Raw genomic sequence first — 16,820 nt, 5'->3', positions numbered from 1 at the left:
GCGGCTGGGTAAAAACTAACATTTTTAAGACGAAAACTAACAACTAGGATGGAGCCAATAAGAAAAACAAGCGAGACCTCAGATGCCCACTGCAACTGCTGAATACGATTACATTGTCGTAGGCGCCGGCCCCGCAGGCTGCCTGCTGGCCAATCGACTGTCCGCCAACCCCGCCCACCGTGTGCTGTTGCTTGAAGCCGGTGGACGCGACAACTACCCCTGGATTCATATCCCCGTCGGCTACCTGTTCTGCATCGGCAACCCACGCACCGATTGGTGCTTCAAGACCGAAGCCCAGGCCGGCCTGCAAGGCCGCGCCCTGAGTTACCCACGGGGCAAGGTGCTCGGCGGTTGTTCGTCGATCAACGGCATGATCTACATGCGCGGCCAGGCCCAGGATTACGATGGCTGGGCGGCGGAAGGTAACGCCGGCTGGGCGTGGAAAGACGTGCTGCCGCTGTTCAAGCAGAGTGAAAACCATTTTGCCGGCGATTCGGAATTTCACAGCGATGGCGGCGAATGGCGGGTTGAACAACAACGGCTGTCGTGGCCGATTCTGGATGCCTTCCGTGAGGCTGCGGCGCAAAGCGGCATCGCCAACATCAGCGACTTCAACCAGGGCGATAACGAAGGCTGCGGTTACTTCCAGGTCAACCAGAAGGCCGGCGTGCGCTGGAATGCGGCCAAGGCGTTCCTCAAGCCGATCCGCCGACGGCCGAACCTGACCGTGTTGACCGAGGTGGAAGTCGACCGCGTATTGCTGGAAAACGGCCGCGCGTCGGCAGTGCTCGGGCGTCAGCACGGCCAACAGCTCAGTTGGAAGGCGCGCAAGGAAATCGTGTTGTGCGCAGGCGCGGTGGGCTCGCCTGGCATTTTGCAACGCTCGGGGATTGGCCCGGCCAACGTGCTCAAACCGCTCGGCATTGATGTGTTGCATGAATTGCCGGGCGTCGGCGGCAACCTGCAGGACCACCTGCAACTGCGCCTGATCTACAAGCTGGAAAACGCGCGCACCCTGAACCAGATCGCGGGCACCGTGTGGGGCAAGATGGGCATGGGCCTGCGCTACCTGTATGACCGCAGCGGCCCGCTGTCGATGGCGCCCAGCCAGCTCGGCGCGTTTGCGCGCTCGGGCCCGGAACAAACCTCGGCCAACCTTGAATACCATGTGCAACCGCTGTCCCTGGAGCGCTTTGGCGAGCCGTTGCACGCGTTCCCGGCGTTTACCGCGTCGGTTTGCGACCTGCGCCCGCAAAGCCGTGGGCGTATCGATATTCGCTCGTCCAACCCGGCAGATGCGCCGCTGATCCAGCCCAATTACCTCAGCCATCCGCAAGACCTGCAGGTGGCCGCCGATGCGATTCGCCTGACTCGACGCATCGTCGCCGCGCCGGCCCTGAGTGCGTTCAAACCGGTGGAATACTTGCCCGGCGATGCACTGCAAACCGAAGAGCAACTGCACGAAGCCGCAGCGCGCATCGGCACGACGATTTTCCATCCGGTGGGCACCTGCCGCATGGGCAGTGACCAGGACGCGGTGGTCGACGCGCAACTGCGGGTCCACGGCGTGCCGGGACTGCGCATCGCCGATGCGTCGATCATGCCCCGCATCACGTCCGGCAATACCTGCTCACCGACGCTGATGATCGCGGAGAAAGCCGCGCAACTGATCCTTTCGCCGAACACTGTAGGAGCGAGCTTGCCCGCGAAAAGCACAAAGGCGCCGCGTTCATCCAGATTTCCCGCGTAATCGTTGGCGATTTTCGCGAGCAAGCTCGCTCCTACAGGGGAACGGAAAACAGACCGGCGCTGAGGTTGGCGCCGACAGTGGAACAACAATAAATAATCACTGTGAGGGATACCCAATGTCAGAACATGCTCAAACCCTGGGCTCGGCGGTCAGCGCGAGCACCGGTAGCGAATCGAGAAAAGTCATCTTCGCCTCGTCCCTGGGGACGGTGTTCGAGTGGTATGACTTTTTCCTCTATGGCGCCCTCGCGGCGGTGATCAGCAAACAGTTCTTTGCCGGGGTCAACGACACCACGGCGTTTATCTTTGCCTTGATGGCCTTCGCGGCCGGCTTTGTAGTGCGCCCGTTCGGTGCGCTGGTATTTGGCCGGCTGGGCGACATGATCGGGCGCAAGTACACGTTCCTCGTGACCATTATCCTGATGGGCGTGGCGACGTTCTGTGTCGGCCTGTTGCCGACGTATGCCAGCATCGGCATCGCGGCGCCGATCATTCTGATCGTCCTGCGCATGCTGCAAGGCCTGGCGCTGGGCGGTGAATACGGCGGCGCAGCCACCTATGTGGCCGAACACGCCCCCGCCGGCAAGCGCGGCCTGCACACCAGTTGGATTCAATCCACCGCTACCCTCGGGTTGCTGCTGTCTTTGCTGGTGGTACTGGCCTGCCGCTACTTCACCGGTGACCAGTTCGAAGTGTGGGGCTGGCGCATTCCGTTCCTGTTTTCCATCGTATTGCTGGGCATTTCCACCTGGATTCGCATGAGCCTGCATGAATCGCCGGCGTTCCTGAAAATGAAAGAGGAAGGCAAGGCCAGCAAGGCGCCAATCCGTGAGTCCTTCGGTAAATGGGAAAACCTCAAGGTGGTGCTGATTGCGCTGTTCAGCATCAACGGCGGACAAGCGGTGACCTTTTACGCGGCACAGTTCTATGTGCTGTTCTTCCTCACGCAGTTCCTGAAGATGGACCCGGCCCTGGCCAATATGCTGCTGATCATCAGCGTGGTGATTGGGGCACCGTTCTTTATCTTCTTCGGCTGGCTGTCGGACAAGGTCGGACGCAAGCCGGTGCTGATGCTCGGCCTGCTGCTGGCGACCGCGCTGTACTTCCCGATCTTCAAGGGCCTGGCGCACTACACCAACCCGGCGATGGACCAGGCCAGTCGCCAGGCGCCGATCACCGTGCTGGCCGACCCGGCCACCTGCACCTTCCAGTTCGACCCGGTCGGCAAGGCGCGTTTTGATAGCCCGTGCGACAAGGTCAAGACCTTCCTGGTCAAGCAAGGCCTGCCCTACAGCAGCGCCGCCGCCCCCGCGGGCAGCCCGGTGCAGGTGAGCGTGGGCGACGTGCGCATCGATGGCTTTGACGAGGCGGCCCTGCGCGCTGCCGTGACCCTGGCCGGCTACCCGACATCGGCGGATGTGGCCCAGGTCAACAAGGTGATGGTGGTGGTGCTGATCGTTGTGCTGATCCTGATCGCGGCCATGTGCTACGGCCCGCTGGCGGCGCTGATGGTGGAATTGTTCCCGACACGCATCCGCTACACCTCGATGTCCCTGCCCTACCACATCGGCAACGGCTGGTTTGGCGGGTTCCTGCCAACCGTGTCGTTTGCGCTGGTGGTGTACACCGGCGATATCTTCTACGGCTTGTGGTATCCGGTGGTCGTGACCGGGGTGAGCCTGATTGTCGGGATGTTCTGCCTCAAGGAAACGCGGCACGTGGATATCGATAACAACTGACCCGACCGCCTGAACACCGCAGGTCCCCTGTGGGAGGGAGCAAGCCCCCTCCCACATCTGCTCTGCGGCGCCACACAAATTGCTGTACATCCATACAGATAATGGTTGCTCAAATCCCTCGGACTCCGCATCCTGCAAGGCATCAACCTGATCTGATGTGATGACCATGCGGCTGTTCCTCTGTGAAAAACCCTCCCAGGCCAAGGATATTGCGGCCGTGCTCGGCGCCACTCGCCGTGGCGACGGTTGCTGGCTGGGCAACGGGGTGACCGTCACCTGGTGCATCGGCCACCTGCTGGAAACCGCCCCGCCCGATGCCTACGACGCCAAGTACAAGCGCTGGGTGCTCGCCGACCTGCCGATCATCCCGGACAAATGGAAGATGCGGGTCAAACCCAAGACCGCCAGCCAGTTCAAGGCCGTCAAGCGCCTGCTGGGCGAAGCCCAGGAGCTGGTGATCGCCACCGACGCCGACCGTGAGGGTGAAATGATCGCCCGCGAGCTGGTGGAGCATTGCCGCTATCGCGGGCCGATCCAGCGGCTATGGCTGTCGGCGCTGGACGACGCTTCCATTCGCAAGGCCCTGGCCGCGCTCAAACCCGGCGCCGAAACCTTCAGTCTGTACCACTCGGCCCTCGGCCGGTCTCGCGCCGACTGGCTGATCGGCATGAACATGAGCCGCCTGTTTACCTTGCTCGGCCGTCAATCCGGTTACCAGGGCGTGCTGCCGGTGGGTCGCGTGCAAACTCCGACCCTGCGCCTGGTGGTGGACCGTGACCGCAGCATCGCCGATTTCGTACCGGTGGCCTACTGGGCCATCGATGTCGACCTGCGCCACGCGCACATGATCTTCACCGCCCAATGGCGCGCCGTCGACGATGCCTGTGACGACCAAGGCCGCTGCCTCAACCCGCAACTCGCCCGGGATGCCGCCGACGCCATGACCCGCGCTGCCAGCGCGCGACTGGTGAAGTTGCGCACCGAACGCATGCGCGAGGTCGCCCCGCTGCCCTTCGACCTGGGTACGCTGCAGGAAATCTGTTCGAAGAAGCTCGGCCTCGGCGCCCAGGAAACCCTGGACATCGCCCAATCGCTGTACGAAACCCACAAGGCCATCACCTACCCGCGCAGCGATTGCGGCTACCTGCCCTTGAGTCAACATGGCGACGCGGCGAAGATCCTTGCCGCATTGGGCCGTGCCGACGCGGCCGTCAACGAACTGATGCCGCATATCGATCCCCAACGCCGCTCGCGGGCGTGGAACGACGCCAAGGTCAGCGCCCACCATGGCATCATTCCCACCGGCGCCGGCAAGGATGTCGGGCAGCTCACCGGCAAGCATCGGGCGGTCTACACACTGATTCGCGCACGTTACCTGGCGCAGTTTCTGCCCAACCACGAATATGATCGCACCCAGGCGGATTTCGACTGCGCAGGCCAGGCGCTGCGCGCGGTGGGCAAAGTCGTCATCGAAGCGGGCTGGAAGCGCGCGCTGCCCGAAGCCCTTACACCGGCCAAAGGCCGTGAGGCGCCAGCACCGCAAGCCCTGCCGGCACTGGTGCAAGGCCAGGATTACGCCGTCGCCAAGGTCAATCTCAAGGACCTGTGGACCCAGCCGCCCAAACCCTTCACCGAGGGCGACCTGATCAAGGCGATGAAAAACGTCGCCAAGCTGGTGGAAGATCCGCTGCTCAAGCAAAAGCTCAAGGACACCACCGGCATCGGCACCGAAGCCACCCGCGCCGGGATCATCCAGGGCCTGCTGGACCGGGGCTACCTGATGAAGAACGGCAAGGCACTCTCGGCCACCCCGGCGGCGTTCAGCCTGATCGACGCAGTGCCCCGCGCCATCGCCGACCCGGGCACCACCGCGATCTGGGAACAGGCGCTGGACATGGTGCAAAGCGGCGAAATGAGCCTGGAAGAATTCGTCGCCAAACAAGCGGCCTGGATGAGCAAGCAAGTGGCCCGCTGCAACGGTATGCGCATGACCATCACCGGCCCTGCCAGCCCGGCAGGCCGCGGCGCCACACCGTGGAAAAAGAAACGCACGGCCGCACCCCGCAAGACGGCGGCCAGCCCGAAGCGAGCGAAAAAGCCGACAAGTACCGGGTAAACCATGAATAAATCCGGGGTATGACGTTTTTTGACGGGTTTAACGCCGCTTTGGTCCTTGCTCCCGCGCGAGCCGTCTAGGATTCTGTAGGGGATTGCAGACTTCCCAACAACAACATCGGAGTGGCCGCCATGAAAACCGTCTCAGAAGTACTCAAAGCCAAAGACAAGCAAAACCAGGAAGTCCACACCATTGAATGGGACCACACCGTATTCGAAGCGTTGGTGGTGATGTCATCGAAAAATGTCGGGGCCTTGCCGGTCGTCAAGCAGGGCGAGGTGGTTGGCATCATCAGCGAACGTGACTACGCACGAAAACTGATACTCAAAGGCCTCTCTTCAGTCACCACCAAAGTCCATGAGGTCATGAGTTCTCCAGTCATAACGGTTGATGCCCATAAAACGGTCGAAGAATGCATGAACATCATGACCGACAGTCACCTGCGCCACTTGCCGGTGGTCGTCGACGGAAAACTGCTGGGTTTGCTCTCCATCGGCGATCTGGTCAAGGAGGCCATTGCCGAACAAGCCAACCTGATCAAGCAACTGGAGCAATACATTCGCGGCGAATAGGAGACCCCATGCTCGACATGCTCGAACATCAGGAAGACCACCTCGATATCCTGCACCGGACCATGGCCGAACGGCGTTTTCTGGTGCTGACCGGGGCGGGAATCAGCACGTCGTCGGGTATCCCGGACTACCGGGACAGCGAGGGCATACGCCGGGGCAAGGCGCCGATGATGTACCAGGAGTTCCTGGCCACCCCACAAGCGCGCCGCCGTTATTGGGCGCGGGCGATGCTGGGCTGGCCACGGGTGCGCATTGCGCAGCCGAACCAGGCCCACCTGGCGCTGGCCGCCTTGCAACACCGCCAGCGTATCAGCGGGCTGATCACGCAAAACGTCGACACGTTGCATGACCAGGCCGGTAGCCATGATGTGATCGAGCTGCACGGCAGCTTGCATCGCGTGCTATGCCTGGATTGCCAGCGGCCCTGCGCACGCGATGTGATCCAACGGTTGATGGAAACCGAGAACCCCTACCTGGCCGGCGTCGATGCCGTGCAGGCACCCGACGGCGATACCCTGCTTGATCCTGCTTTTGAACAACGCTTTCGCGTGCCCCGCTGCCCCCACTGCAACGGCGAACGGCTGAAACCGGACCTCGTGTTCTTCGGCGAGAACGTTGCCCAGGCCACCGCCGCCAGGGCAATGGCGGCGGTGGAGCAAGCCGAGGGTTTATTGGTGGTGGGGTCGTCGCTGATGGCCTACTCGGCGTTTCGCCTGTGCAAGGCGATGGTCGAGCAAGGCAAGCCGGTGATTGCCATCAATCTGGGCAAGACCCGTGGGGATGAGTTGTTGCAGATGAAGATCGCGGCGTCCTGCGAGCGGTTGTTGCCGCTATTGGCAGAGCGCCTGGGATAACCAGAACACTGCGCATCAAAAATGAGTGGGCAACCCGGCCAGGCTAACGAGCTCCGGCGACCCACCGCACAAAAAATGACGCCCAAGTCACACTTCCCCGCACGGCCCCGTCCCCACGACGATTTATGTAGTGATCAAAAATAATCACTACATAACCGTTGACGTAACCTTTTTGTCCTTGCATGATCTAGACGTCTCCCGGATCGGGAGCGTTGGTAACAAGCGTTTTGAACAAGCTCGTCTGACCGCCGAGCTGTTTTTTCCGGATGTGCACTGCCCACAAGGCAGATTGATGAAGCTGACCGACCCAAAGGGTTCGGTACAAGGAGCTCAAACGCTGCTTGTCTTCGTTATGAAACCATTGCGTAGCAGTTCATCAGCAAGACTACATGCATCAGGTTCAAGACCCTGCCCGTATTCGGCAGACCGTCACTGACGCCCGGTTTTCGGAACCGGAGACAACTAAGCAGTTTTAACGAATCAATTGATAGATCGCCAACTGGTCAAGGGGCTTACACATGAATCTGAACAACCAACCAACTATCGAACAATTGGCTGAGATGTTCGCAGCGCAGAAAGACACACTCGACGACCATATCCTGTGGATTGGTAAATCGGGCAAAGTCCAAATTGACTGCCTGGCGCCCCACACCGAAGAAGCCGAGTTCGACAGAAATAACCGTGAACTGGCGGCGCGCCTGAAGGTGTATCGTCGTGGCCAGGGTTATGTCGGCAAGAAAGCGGCGGCCGATCGTAACTTTATCGAGCAGGTGTTCGACACACTTAACCACGCGTGGGCGTCTTTCAAAGACAGCGCACAAGTTAAAGTAATCGACCGCTACTCCTAAGTACAACTCAACTAATGTGGGAACTGGCTTGCCAGTTCCCACATTTTTTATGCAACTTCAAAAGTTGGGGTAACGGCCTTTCCCCGCCTCATCGCGAAAAATATCAAACAACACCTGTGCCGCCGCCGAGAGTTCATGCCCCGGTTTGGTCAACACACCAATCGGCCGCTCGATCACCGGATCGGTCAAGGTGATGCAATGGGCGCCCGCCTCCTGCATCTGCTGCGCACATAATGCCGGTACGGCGCTGACCCCCAGGCCACTGGCAACCATCTTGCCCACCGTCGCCAATTGATGACTCTCCAGCGCCACCGGCAATTTCATCTGCAAGGCGCCCAGATGCTCCTCCAGCATCACCCGTACCGTCGAGGGTCGTTGCAGGGCAATGAACGGTTGTTCCAACAGGCTTTTCCAGTCGATTTCAGCACGCAGTGCCAAGGGTGAATCCATGGGCACCACGGCAATGAAACGGTCCAGGTATAACGGCGTAAACGCCAGCGACGAACCTTCGGACGGTTCGAACGCCACGCCCAACTCGACCTGGCGATCACGGACCATCTCCAGCACCTGTTCGTTGATCAGGTCATGCACCGTCACGTTCACATGAGGGTAACGCGCACGGAATATCTTCAGGATCGGCGGCAACAGGTTGCCTGCAAACGACGGCATCGCTGCCACCGTTACCCGCCCGCGCTGCAGGGTGAAGCGCTGGCGCAGTTCATCCTCGGCGTTGTCCCAATCGGCAATCAACCGACGCGCCAGCGGCAACAAAGATTCCCCTTCAGGGGTCAGCGCGACATTGCGGGTATTGCGGCTGAACAAGCGCCCGCCCAGCCCTTCTTCCAGGCCTTTGATGGTCAGGCTCAGTGCCGATTGAGAGAGGTGCAGCCGCTCGCAGGCAGCAGCAAAACTCAGGCTCTGTGCCACGGCCAGAAAGGCACGCATCTGTTTGACGGTCATGACGTTACTCCGGATGACGGCTCGACTATGCAGTTTTTTAAATCAATCAACCTTAAAAAACAACTTAACAAATCAATCCGTCGGCGCAACACTCGGAACATTGACTGGCCCACAAACAATAAAAGAGGTGCTATATGGCAGGTTTCGATAAACGCGTTGCGTCCTATGAAGAGGCACTGGCAGGCCTGGAAGACGGCATGACCGTACTCGCCGGCGGCTTTGGCCTGTGCGGCATCCCGGAAAACCTCATCGCCGAGATCAAACGCAAAGGCACCCGCGACCTGACGGTGGTTTCCAATAACTGCGGCGTCGACGGTTTTGGCCTGGGCGTGCTGCTGGAAGAAAAGCAGATCCGCAAAGTGATCGCGTCCTACGTGGGCGAAAACGCCCTGTTCGAGAAGCAACTGCTCAGCGGCGAGATCGAAGTGGTGCTCACCCCTCAAGGCACCCTGGCGGAAAAAATGCGCGCTGGCGGCGCCGGCATTCCGGCCTTCTTCACCGCCACCGGCGTCGGCACCCCGGTTGCCGAAGGCAAGGAAACCCGCGAATTCAACGGTCGCCCGTACCTGATGGAAGAATCCATCACCGGCGACTTCGCCATTGTCAAAGGCTGGAAAGCCGACCACTTTGGCAACGTCATCTACCGCCACACCGCCCAGAACTTCAACCCGCTGGCCGCCACCGCCGGCAAGATCACCGTGGTCGAAGTCGAGGAAATCGTCGAACCGGGCGAGCTGGAACCGTCGCAGATCCACACCCCTGGCATCTACGTCGACCGGATCATCTGCGGCACCTTCGAGAAGCGCATCGAACAGCGCACCGTCCGCAAATAATCCCTCCAGCCCGAAGAGAATAAGAGGAACAGCACCATGGCTCTCACCCGCGAACAAATGGCTCAACGCGTCGCCCGCGAAATGCAGGACGGTTTCTACGTCAACCTCGGCATCGGCATTCCGACCCTGGTGGCCAACTACATCCCCGAAGGCATGGAAGTGATGCTGCAATCGGAAAACGGCCTGCTCGGCATGGGCCCGTTTCCCACTGAAGAGACCATCGATGCCGACATGATCAACGCCGGCAAACAAACCGTGACCGCGCGCATCGGCGCCTCGATCTTCTCCTCCGCCGAATCTTTCGCAATGATTCGCGGCGGCCATGTCGACCTCACCGTGCTCGGCGCGTTTGAAGTGGACGTACAGGGCAACATCGCCTCATGGATGATCCCCGGCAAGCTGGTCAAGGGCATGGGCGGCGCCATGGACCTGGTGGCCGGCGCGGAAAACATCATCGTGATCATGACCCACGCGTCCAAGGACGGTGAGTCCAAGTTGCTCAGCCAATGCACCCTGCCGCTGACCGGTGCCCACTGCATCAAGCGTGTGCTGACGGACCTCGCCTACCTGGAAATCGACAACGGCGCCTTTATCCTAAAGGAGCGTGCCCCAGGGGTCAGTATTGAAGAGATTGTCAGCAAGACAGCCGGTAAACTGATCGTCCCCGACCATGTTCCAGAAATGCAATTCCAGTGAGGACACATTCCATGCAAGACGTTGTGATTGTTGCTGCCACCCGTACCGCGGTAGGCAGCTTTCAAGGTTCGCTGGCGAACATCCCGGCACCGGAGTTGGGCGCTGCCGTGATCCGTCGCCTGCTGGAGCAGACCGGCCTCGACCCGGCCCAGGTGGATGAAGTGATCCTCGGTCACGTGCTCACTGCAGGCTCAGGCCAGAACCCGGCGCGCCAGGCGTCGATCCTCGCCGGCCTGCCCCATGCCGTACCCGCGATGACCTTGAACAAGGTCTGCGGTTCGGGCCTCAAGGCCCTGCACCTGGGCGCCCAGGCCATCCGCTGTGGCGATGCCGACGTGATCATTGCCGGCGGCATGGAGAACATGAGCCTGGCCCCCTACGTATTGCCCGCCGCGCGCACCGGTTTGCGCATGGGCCACGCCAAGATGATCGACAGCATGATCACCGACGGCCTGTGGGATGCATTCAACGACTACCACATGGGCATCACCGCCGAGAACCTGGTGGACAAGTACGGCATCAGCCGTGAAGCCCAGGACGCCTTCGCCGCCGCGTCCCAGCAAAAAGCCGCCGCCGCTATCGAAGCCGGCCGCTTTGCCGATGAGATCACCCCGATTCTGATCCCGCAGCGCAAGGGCGACCCGGTGGCCTTCGCCGTGGACGAACAACCGCGCGCCGGCACCACCGCCGAGTCGTTGGCCAAGCTCAAACCCGCGTTCAAGAAAGACGGCAGCGTCACCGCTGGCAACGCGTCCAGCCTCAACGACGGCGCGGCCGCCGTGCTGTTGATGAGCGCCGACAAGGCCAAGGCCCTCGGCCTGCCCGTGCTGGCGCGTATCGCCAGCTACGCCAATGCCGGCGTCGACCCGGCCATCATGGGCATCGGCCCGGTCGCGGCCACCCGCCGTTGCCTGGAGAAAGCCGGCTGGAATGTGGCCGACCTGGATCTGGTCGAAGCCAACGAAGCCTTTGCCGCGCAATCCCTGGCGGTGGCCAAAGAGCTGGAATGGGACGCCGATAAGGTCAACGTCAACGGCGGCGCGATCGCCATTGGCCACCCGATCGGCGCGTCAGGCTGCCGCATTCTGGTGACCCTGCTGCACGAAATGATCAAACGCGACGCCAAGAAAGGCCTGGCGACGCTGTGCATCGGTGGCGGCCAAGGCGTAGCCCTGGCCCTTGAGCGCAGCTGATTCAAGAGCAACACACGAAAAGGCCCGGTTCCACGAAAAACCGGGCCTTTTTTTCGCTTTCAGTCCGCACGCGGCACCGCAAACACCGCGTTCGCCCGCGCCACGATTTTGTCCCCCACCTGCAGACTCACCGTGGCAAATGCCATTTGCCGGCCACGCTTGTGATGCTCAAGGCGCACCACAATCCACTCCCCCACTTGCACCGCGCCCAGGTAATCCACGGTCATGCTCGCGGTAATCAACGGCAACGGCGGCTCACTGGAAAACGCCATCGCATAGCCCATGCCGATATCCGCCAAGGTTGCCAACACCCCGCCATGCACCGTGCCACGGCCATTGGCGTGACGGTTGTCGGCGCGCAGGCCGATTTCCAGTTGCAAGCCGTCACCCCGGCAATAGGCCGGACCTAACAAGTCGAGGAGCGGGCTGCTGCGCGGCAGTGAGACAAAACCTTCGGGCACGGCGTGAGCGATCATCGCGGGTTCTTCCTTGGAGTCAGGCATGAGGTGTACTCCAGCCCCCACGCGGCGACCATTACCATCAGCCGCGCATATCCGTTGCGATGCCTGGGGCTGATTCACCAACCCCGTTCAGGGCTGGCCTCAGCGCCTCATACAGCGCTGATAGCGCTCATCCACCCGCTGGGCGAACCAGGCGGTGGTCAGGTTGCGGGTGATCTTCGGGCTTTTGAGCACAATGCCCGGCAGGATCGCCCGCGGCAGCGGTTTGCCCGCCGCTGTGTCGGCCAGGGCAAACACGCGTTTGTAGAGCGTGGTCTGCTCAAAATCCAATTGCTCGCCCTGCTCCAGCTGACTGCGGATGCTGGGGTTGCGCATGTCCAGCCTGGCGCCGAGGGAACGCACCGCCAATTCGGTGCTGCCGGGCAACAGCGAGCCGTAGCGGATCAAATCCCCGTCCAGCGCCAACTCGGTGCCTGAGACGCGGCTGACGGCGGCCTGGAACGCCGCGTTGCGGCTGGCGTACCAACCGGCGTTGAAGTCGGCAAACCGGTACAGCGGCCGGTCATAACTCACCGGATAACCGAGCAAATGAGCGATGCCGAAGTACATACCGCCACGTCGGGTGAACACTTCCCGTCGGATCGTGCCGTCCACCGTGTAGGGATAACCCCGCGCCTGCTTCTGCGCAAACTCGATGCTCACTTGCATCGGGCCGGCGGTGTGTACCGGGTTGAAGCCGCCAAACAGCGTATTGCCCAAGGGCACCATGCTGATGAAGTCATCGAAGATCCCGCTCAAGTCCTTCTCCGTGCGCGCAGCGTTCAAGCGATCGGCGTAGGACTTACCGGTGGGCGAACGCAGTTGCAGTGCCGTGCGGACCAACACCGCTGGCACATGCACCTTACCGGCACGGCGCAGGATTTCATCCTGGGCGATCTTGCCCATATTCGGCACGGGTGGATCGACCTGGTAAGTGGACTCTTGCTCGGTCACCGCCAGCACGGCGCAGATGTTTTCGGTACTGGGGTAGATGTGCTGGGTGTCGAACGCGGTGTAGATATCCTTGGCCCAACCGTTGCGATCGGCGACCTTGGCGGGCAGCAGGCGCACGATCTGCGCTTTGACCTCGGCTTCGCTGCGCTCCGGCTGTTGCGGGCCGCGTGCGGTCGAGCAACCTGCCAGCACCACCAAGGGCATGAGACACAGGATCAGGTGGCGTAGGTACATGGGGCTTCCTTGAAGGGCGATGAGCCGGGCATTGCTGATATCGACCGGTAAGTCTAACGCGGGTTCGCCCTGTGCTCCCCTCGCCAACGTAATGCGAATATGACAGGATCTTTCATCAACCATTCGTACAAGGAGTTTGAATGCCATGCTCAGCATGAACTTTTTCATCACCTGCCTGATCGTTGTGCTGATTCCCGGCACCGGCGTGATCTTTACCGTGTCCACGGGCCTCATGGCCGGCAAGCGCGCCAGCGTGTTCGCCGCGCTGGGCTGTACCGCCGGGATCATCCCGCACTTATTGGCATCCATCCTCGGCCTTTCCGCGCTGCTGCACACCAGCGCATTGGCGTTCGAAGCGCTGAAATTCGCCGGAGCCGCCTACTTGCTGTACCTGGCCTACGCCACGTGGCGCGATCGTTCGGCCTTCGCGATGAATGACACGCCAACGGCAACCACGGCCCGTGGCCTGATGCTCCGCGGGTTTTTGCTGAATATTCTCAACCCCAAGCTGACGATTTTCTTCCTGGCCTTCCTGCCTCAGTTCGTCACACCGGCCAGCACGGCGCCGGCCTTGCAAATGCTGGTGCTGAGCGGCGTGTTCATGGCCATGACGTTTGCGGTGTTTGTGGTGTATGGCTTGCTGGCCAATGTGTTTCGCCGCGCGGTGATCGAGTCACCACGGGTTCAGAATTGGCTGCGGCGCAGTTTTGCGGCGGCCTTTGCAGGGTTGGGGTTGAACCTGGCGCTTGCACAGCGCTGAAAAACGCTACAACCCACTGTGGAAGCGGGGGGTTGCCCGCTCCCACAAGTTGGGTGCTTTAGATGCCTGCCAGCGCCAGGTCCATGGCGAAGTAAGTGAAGATCAGGTCCGCGCCAGCGCGCTTGATCGAACCCAAAGTTTCCCGCACCACCCGGTCCTCATCGATCGCGCCTGCCTGGGCACCGAACTTGATCATCGCGTACTCGCCGCTGACCTGATACGCCGCCACCGGCAGGCGCGAGGCTTCGCGGATGTCGCGGATGATGTCGAGGTAGGCACCGGCCGGTTTGACCATCAGCGCATCCGCGCCTTCCTGCTCGTCGAGCAGCGATTCACGCACGGCTTCGCGGCGGTTCATCGGGTTCATCTGGTAGCTTTTGCGGTCGCCCTTGAGCGCGCTGCCACCCGCTTCACGGAACGGACCGTAAAGGGCCGAAGCGAATTTGGTGGAGTAGGCCATGATCGGGATATGCGTGAAACCGGCGTCATCCAACGCCCGGCGAATCGCCTGGACCTGGCCGTCCATCGCCGCCGACGGCGCGATCACATCGGCACCGGCACGGGCCGCCGCCACAGCTTGCTTGCCGAGGTTGACCAACGTCGCGTCGTTGTCGACATGGGCGCCATGCATCACGCCGCAATGGCCGTGATCGGTGTATTCGCAGAAACAGGTGTCGGACATCACGATCATTTCCGGCACCGCGTCCTTGATGATCGAGGACATGCGCGAGACCAGGCCACGCTCTTTCCAAGTGTCGCTGCCAGTGGCGTCCAGGTGGTGCGACACGCCAAAGGTCATCACCGACTTGATCCCGGCGCGGGCATAACGCTCGATTTCCCCGGCCAGCTTTTTCTCAGGGATGCGCAGCACACCCGGCATGCTGGTGATTGGCACAAAATCATCGATTTCTTCTTCGACGAAAATCGGCAGCACCAGATCATTGAGGGTGAACTCGGTTTCCTGGAACAAGCTACGCAACTCCGGGGAGCGGCGCAGACGGCGTGGGCGGGCTTGAGGGAACTGGCTGGTCATGGCTGTCCTGAATAAGGCTAAAAACGTTGGGGCGAAAGCGTATGCCCCCCGACCCCGGCAGCGCAAATGCCAGGCAGACAATAGTTTATGGCAAGGCCCACAACAATTGCATTGATCTAGAGCTGTAGACGCCCTTCGATGCACACCGCCACGGCACCGCCGACCCAGATTTCATCGCCCTGGCGCTCGATGCGGATACGCCCCGCGCGCCCCATCGCCGTGCCCTGGCTGACCACGTAGCGGCTCGGCGCCAGGCCTTCGCCCAACAACCATTGGGCCACCCCGGCATTCAAGCTGCCGGTGGCCGGGTCTTCGGGAAACCCGTCGCCGGCAATGAACGCGCGCACTTCAAAGTGCGCGTCTACAGCGTCGCGTTCGGGATCGCAGGGTGCAATCACGCCCACCGCCAGGCCGAGCAATTGCGCATAATCGGGCTGCAGATCGAGCACCGCCTGGCGGTCGGCCAGCATCACCGCCAGCCAACCCGCGCCGTTGTCGACCCACTGGCTGCGCACAATGGCCTCGGGCGCCAGGCCCAAGCCCAGCCGCACGCGCTCCAGCAACGCCGCCTCCAGCGGGCCCGAGCGCAACAACGGCGGCGCGATGAACGCCAGCTCATCGCCTTGGCGACGGATACGCACCAGGCCGATTTCGCACTCCTGGATAATCTCCTCCCCTTGCGCAATCCCCCCCGCCTGCAACCACGCGTGGCAACTGCCCAGCGTCGGGTGCCCGGCGAACGGCAGTTCCTGCAAGGTGGTGAAGATTCTTACCCGGTAGTCAGCCCGTGGATCGCGGGGCGTGAGTAAAAACGTGGTTTCGCTGAGGTTGGTCCATTTGGCGAAGTCGGCCATCTGTTGCTCGCTGAGGCTGTCGGCCCCCAGCACTACTGCCAGCGGGTTGCCTTTGAGCGACACACTGCTGAAGACATCCAGTTGTTTAAAATCGAAAGTCGGCATGGGCTCAGCTCGGAATGTTCAGGCCACGGATCACCGCCGGACGTGCGATAAAGCCGTCCAGCGCGCGCAGCACATTGGGGAAATCGGCGATGCCGACCAAGTCGCCGGATTCGTAGAACCCGATCAGGTTACGGATCCACGGAAACGTCGCGATGTCCGCGATGCTGTAGTCGTCGCCCATGATCCAGGTGCGGCCCAGCAGGCGTTTTTCCAAGACCTCCAGCAAGCGCCGCGACTCGGCGACGTAGCGGTCACGCGGGCGCTTGTCTTCGTAGGCCTTGCCAGCGAACTTGTTGAAGAACCCCACCTGGCCAAACATCGGGCCGATACCGGACATCTGGAACATCAGCCACTGAATGGTTTCATAACGTGTCGCCGGGTCTTCGGAAAGCAATTGGCTGGTTTTTTCCGCCAGGTAAAGCAGGATCGCACCGGATTCGAACAGCGCCAACGGCTGGCCGCCGGGGCCGTCGGGGTCGATGATCGCGGGGATTTTGTTGTTCGGGTTCAGCGACAGGAACTCGGGCGACAGCTGGTCCTGGGTCTCGAAGCTGACCTTGTGCGCCTCGTAGGGCAGGCCCAGTTCTTCGAGCATGATCGAGACTTTTACCCCGTTGGGCGTGGGCAACGAATACAGTTGCAGACACTCCGGATGCTGGGCGGGCCATTTGCGGTTGATCGGGAAAGCGGCGAGTGAATTCATCGGGATATCCCTCGGCGGAAAACCCCCATGATAATCATCTGCCCGGCATCCTGCATGGGTCATCATTGCGCAACATCCCCTCGCTAATCTCCCCCACGGGCGAACCAAAGTGACCTC

16 protein-coding genes are annotated in these 16,820 nt (G+C 61.3%); 10 read left to right on the top strand and 6 right to left on the bottom strand.

The window, feature by feature from the left end; translation table 11 throughout:
• Positions 1-82 precede the first annotated feature (82 nt).
• The 6 genes from J2Y83_RS09335 (at position 83) to J2Y83_RS09310 (ending at position 7,878) form a co-directional block, all read left to right on the top strand.
• Positions 83-1,750, top strand: coding sequence for a GMC family oxidoreductase (locus tag J2Y83_RS09335; RefSeq protein ID WP_253394667.1), 1,668 nt, complete (start codon positions 83-85; stop codon positions 1,748-1,750).
• 115 nt (positions 1,751-1,865) lie between these two features.
• Positions 1,866-3,488 (top strand): MFS transporter, encoded by a 1,623-nt coding sequence (locus J2Y83_RS09330; protein WP_253394665.1) that lies wholly within the window; start codon positions 1,866-1,868, stop codon positions 3,486-3,488.
• A gap of 166 nt (positions 3,489-3,654) precedes the next feature.
• Positions 3,655-5,604 (top strand): DNA topoisomerase III, encoded by a 1,950-nt coding sequence (locus J2Y83_RS09325; protein WP_253394663.1) that lies wholly within the window; start codon positions 3,655-3,657, stop codon positions 5,602-5,604.
• Positions 5,605-5,735: 131 nt separating this feature from the next.
• Positions 5,736-6,176 carry a CBS domain-containing protein gene (locus J2Y83_RS09320; protein ID WP_253394661.1) on the top strand — a complete coding sequence of 147 codons (441 nt, stop codon included), beginning with the start codon at positions 5,736-5,738 and terminating at the stop codon, positions 6,174-6,176.
• A gap of 8 nt (positions 6,177-6,184) precedes the next feature.
• A complete protein-coding gene (locus J2Y83_RS09315) occupies positions 6,185-7,030 on the top strand; it encodes an NAD-dependent protein deacetylase (RefSeq protein WP_253394659.1) in 846 nt (281 codons plus the stop codon).
• 518 nt (positions 7,031-7,548) lie between these two features.
• Positions 7,549-7,878 carry a hypothetical protein gene (locus J2Y83_RS09310; RefSeq protein WP_253394657.1) on the top strand — a complete coding sequence of 110 codons (330 nt, stop codon included), beginning with the start codon at positions 7,549-7,551 and terminating at the stop codon, positions 7,876-7,878.
• Between the two features lie 57 nt (positions 7,879-7,935).
• On the opposite strand, the gene J2Y83_RS09305 is transcribed toward J2Y83_RS09310, so the two are convergent.
• Positions 7,936-8,838, bottom strand: coding sequence for a LysR family transcriptional regulator (locus J2Y83_RS09305; protein ID WP_046384021.1), 903 nt, complete (start codon positions 8,836-8,838; stop codon positions 7,936-7,938).
• A gap of 134 nt (positions 8,839-8,972) precedes the next feature.
• Between J2Y83_RS09305 and J2Y83_RS09300 the strand changes: the two genes are divergently transcribed.
• From J2Y83_RS09300 to J2Y83_RS09290, 3 genes are read left to right on the top strand one after another with little or no spacing between them, the layout of a single operon-like run.
• Positions 8,973-9,671 carry a CoA transferase subunit A gene (locus tag J2Y83_RS09300; RefSeq protein ID WP_010566044.1) on the top strand — a complete coding sequence of 233 codons (699 nt, stop codon included), beginning with the start codon at positions 8,973-8,975 and terminating at the stop codon, positions 9,669-9,671.
• Between the two features lie 36 nt (positions 9,672-9,707).
• On the top strand, positions 9,708-10,367 hold the full coding sequence (locus J2Y83_RS09295; RefSeq protein ID WP_253394655.1) for a CoA transferase subunit B: 660 nt from the start codon (positions 9,708-9,710) through the stop codon (positions 10,365-10,367).
• Positions 10,368-10,378: 11 nt separating this feature from the next.
• On the top strand, positions 10,379-11,560 hold the full coding sequence (locus J2Y83_RS09290) for an acetyl-CoA C-acetyltransferase (protein ID WP_253394654.1): 1,182 nt from the start codon (positions 10,379-10,381) through the stop codon (positions 11,558-11,560).
• 59 nt (positions 11,561-11,619) lie between these two features.
• On the opposite strand, the gene J2Y83_RS09285 is transcribed toward J2Y83_RS09290, so the two are convergent.
• On the bottom strand, positions 11,620-12,036 hold the full coding sequence (locus J2Y83_RS09285; RefSeq protein WP_253400364.1) for a PaaI family thioesterase: 417 nt from the start codon (positions 12,034-12,036) through the stop codon (positions 11,620-11,622).
• A gap of 126 nt (positions 12,037-12,162) precedes the next feature.
• Positions 12,163-13,248 carry a DUF1615 domain-containing protein gene (locus J2Y83_RS09280; RefSeq protein WP_253394652.1) on the bottom strand — a complete coding sequence of 362 codons (1,086 nt, stop codon included), beginning with the start codon at positions 13,246-13,248 and terminating at the stop codon, positions 12,163-12,165.
• Between the two features lie 145 nt (positions 13,249-13,393).
• Here J2Y83_RS09280 and J2Y83_RS09275 point away from each other — a divergent pair, with 145 nt between their 5' ends.
• Complete coding sequence (locus J2Y83_RS09275; RefSeq protein ID WP_253394650.1) at positions 13,394-14,008, top strand: LysE family translocator; 615 nt, start codon at positions 13,394-13,396, stop codon at positions 14,006-14,008.
• Positions 14,009-14,066: 58 nt separating this feature from the next.
• Here J2Y83_RS09275 and hemB read toward each other — a convergent pair whose 3' ends face one another.
• The 3 genes from hemB to J2Y83_RS09260 all read right to left on the bottom strand — a co-directional run bounded on the left by hemB (position 14,067) and on the right by J2Y83_RS09260 (position 16,703).
• Positions 14,067-15,041: a porphobilinogen synthase gene (hemB, locus tag J2Y83_RS09270; RefSeq protein ID WP_253394648.1), complete on the bottom strand. Its 975-nt coding sequence runs from the start codon at positions 15,039-15,041 to the stop codon at positions 14,067-14,069.
• Positions 15,042-15,157: 116 nt separating this feature from the next.
• Positions 15,158-16,000, bottom strand: a complete 843-nt coding sequence (locus J2Y83_RS09265; RefSeq protein WP_253394646.1) for a PhzF family phenazine biosynthesis protein — start codon at positions 15,998-16,000, stop codon at positions 15,158-15,160.
• 4 nt (positions 16,001-16,004) lie between these two features.
• On the bottom strand, positions 16,005-16,703 hold the full coding sequence (locus J2Y83_RS09260) for a glutathione S-transferase N-terminal domain-containing protein (protein WP_253394644.1): 699 nt from the start codon (positions 16,701-16,703) through the stop codon (positions 16,005-16,007).
• Positions 16,704-16,820: the final 117 nt, after the last annotated feature.

The organism is Pseudomonas marginalis (assembly GCF_024169655.1).
Taxonomy (GTDB): Bacteria; Pseudomonadota; Gammaproteobacteria; order Pseudomonadales; family Pseudomonadaceae; genus Aquipseudomonas; species Aquipseudomonas paraveronii.
The sequence above is the reverse complement of the archived record's forward strand: the minus strand, read 5'-3'. Positions and strand labels throughout refer to the sequence as shown.

Excerpts from the sequence above, each read along its gene's own strand:
- J2Y83_RS09335 (WP_253394667.1), top strand. The coding sequence starts at position 83 with ATGCCCACTGCAACTGCTGAATACGATTACATTGTCGTAGGCGCCGGC.
- J2Y83_RS09330 (WP_253394665.1), top strand. The coding sequence starts at position 1,866 with ATGTCAGAACATGCTCAAACCCTGGGCTCGGCGGTCAGCGCGAGCACC.
- J2Y83_RS09325 (WP_253394663.1), top strand. The coding sequence starts at position 3,655 with ATGCGGCTGTTCCTCTGTGAAAAACCCTCCCAGGCCAAGGATATTGCG.
- J2Y83_RS09320 (WP_253394661.1), top strand. The coding sequence starts at position 5,736 with ATGAAAACCGTCTCAGAAGTACTCAAAGCCAAAGACAAGCAAAACCAG.
- J2Y83_RS09315 (WP_253394659.1), top strand. The coding sequence starts at position 6,185 with ATGCTCGACATGCTCGAACATCAGGAAGACCACCTCGATATCCTGCAC.
- J2Y83_RS09310 (WP_253394657.1), top strand. The coding sequence starts at position 7,549 with ATGAATCTGAACAACCAACCAACTATCGAACAATTGGCTGAGATGTTC.
- J2Y83_RS09305 (WP_046384021.1), bottom strand. The coding sequence starts at position 8,838 with ATGACCGTCAAACAGATGCGTGCCTTTCTGGCCGTGGCACAGAGCCTG.
- J2Y83_RS09300 (WP_010566044.1), top strand. The coding sequence starts at position 8,973 with ATGGCAGGTTTCGATAAACGCGTTGCGTCCTATGAAGAGGCACTGGCA.
- J2Y83_RS09295 (WP_253394655.1), top strand. The coding sequence starts at position 9,708 with ATGGCTCTCACCCGCGAACAAATGGCTCAACGCGTCGCCCGCGAAATG.
- J2Y83_RS09290 (WP_253394654.1), top strand. The coding sequence starts at position 10,379 with ATGCAAGACGTTGTGATTGTTGCTGCCACCCGTACCGCGGTAGGCAGC.
- J2Y83_RS09285 (WP_253400364.1), bottom strand. The coding sequence starts at position 12,036 with ATGATCGCTCACGCCGTGCCCGAAGGTTTTGTCTCACTGCCGCGCAGC.
- J2Y83_RS09280 (WP_253394652.1), bottom strand. The coding sequence starts at position 13,248 with ATGTACCTACGCCACCTGATCCTGTGTCTCATGCCCTTGGTGGTGCTG.
- J2Y83_RS09275 (WP_253394650.1), top strand. The coding sequence starts at position 13,394 with ATGCTCAGCATGAACTTTTTCATCACCTGCCTGATCGTTGTGCTGATT.
- hemB (WP_253394648.1), bottom strand. The coding sequence starts at position 15,041 with ATGACCAGCCAGTTCCCTCAAGCCCGCCCACGCCGTCTGCGCCGCTCC.
- J2Y83_RS09265 (WP_253394646.1), bottom strand. The coding sequence starts at position 16,000 with ATGCCGACTTTCGATTTTAAACAACTGGATGTCTTCAGCAGTGTGTCG.
- J2Y83_RS09260 (WP_253394644.1), bottom strand. The coding sequence starts at position 16,703 with ATGAATTCACTCGCCGCTTTCCCGATCAACCGCAAATGGCCCGCCCAG.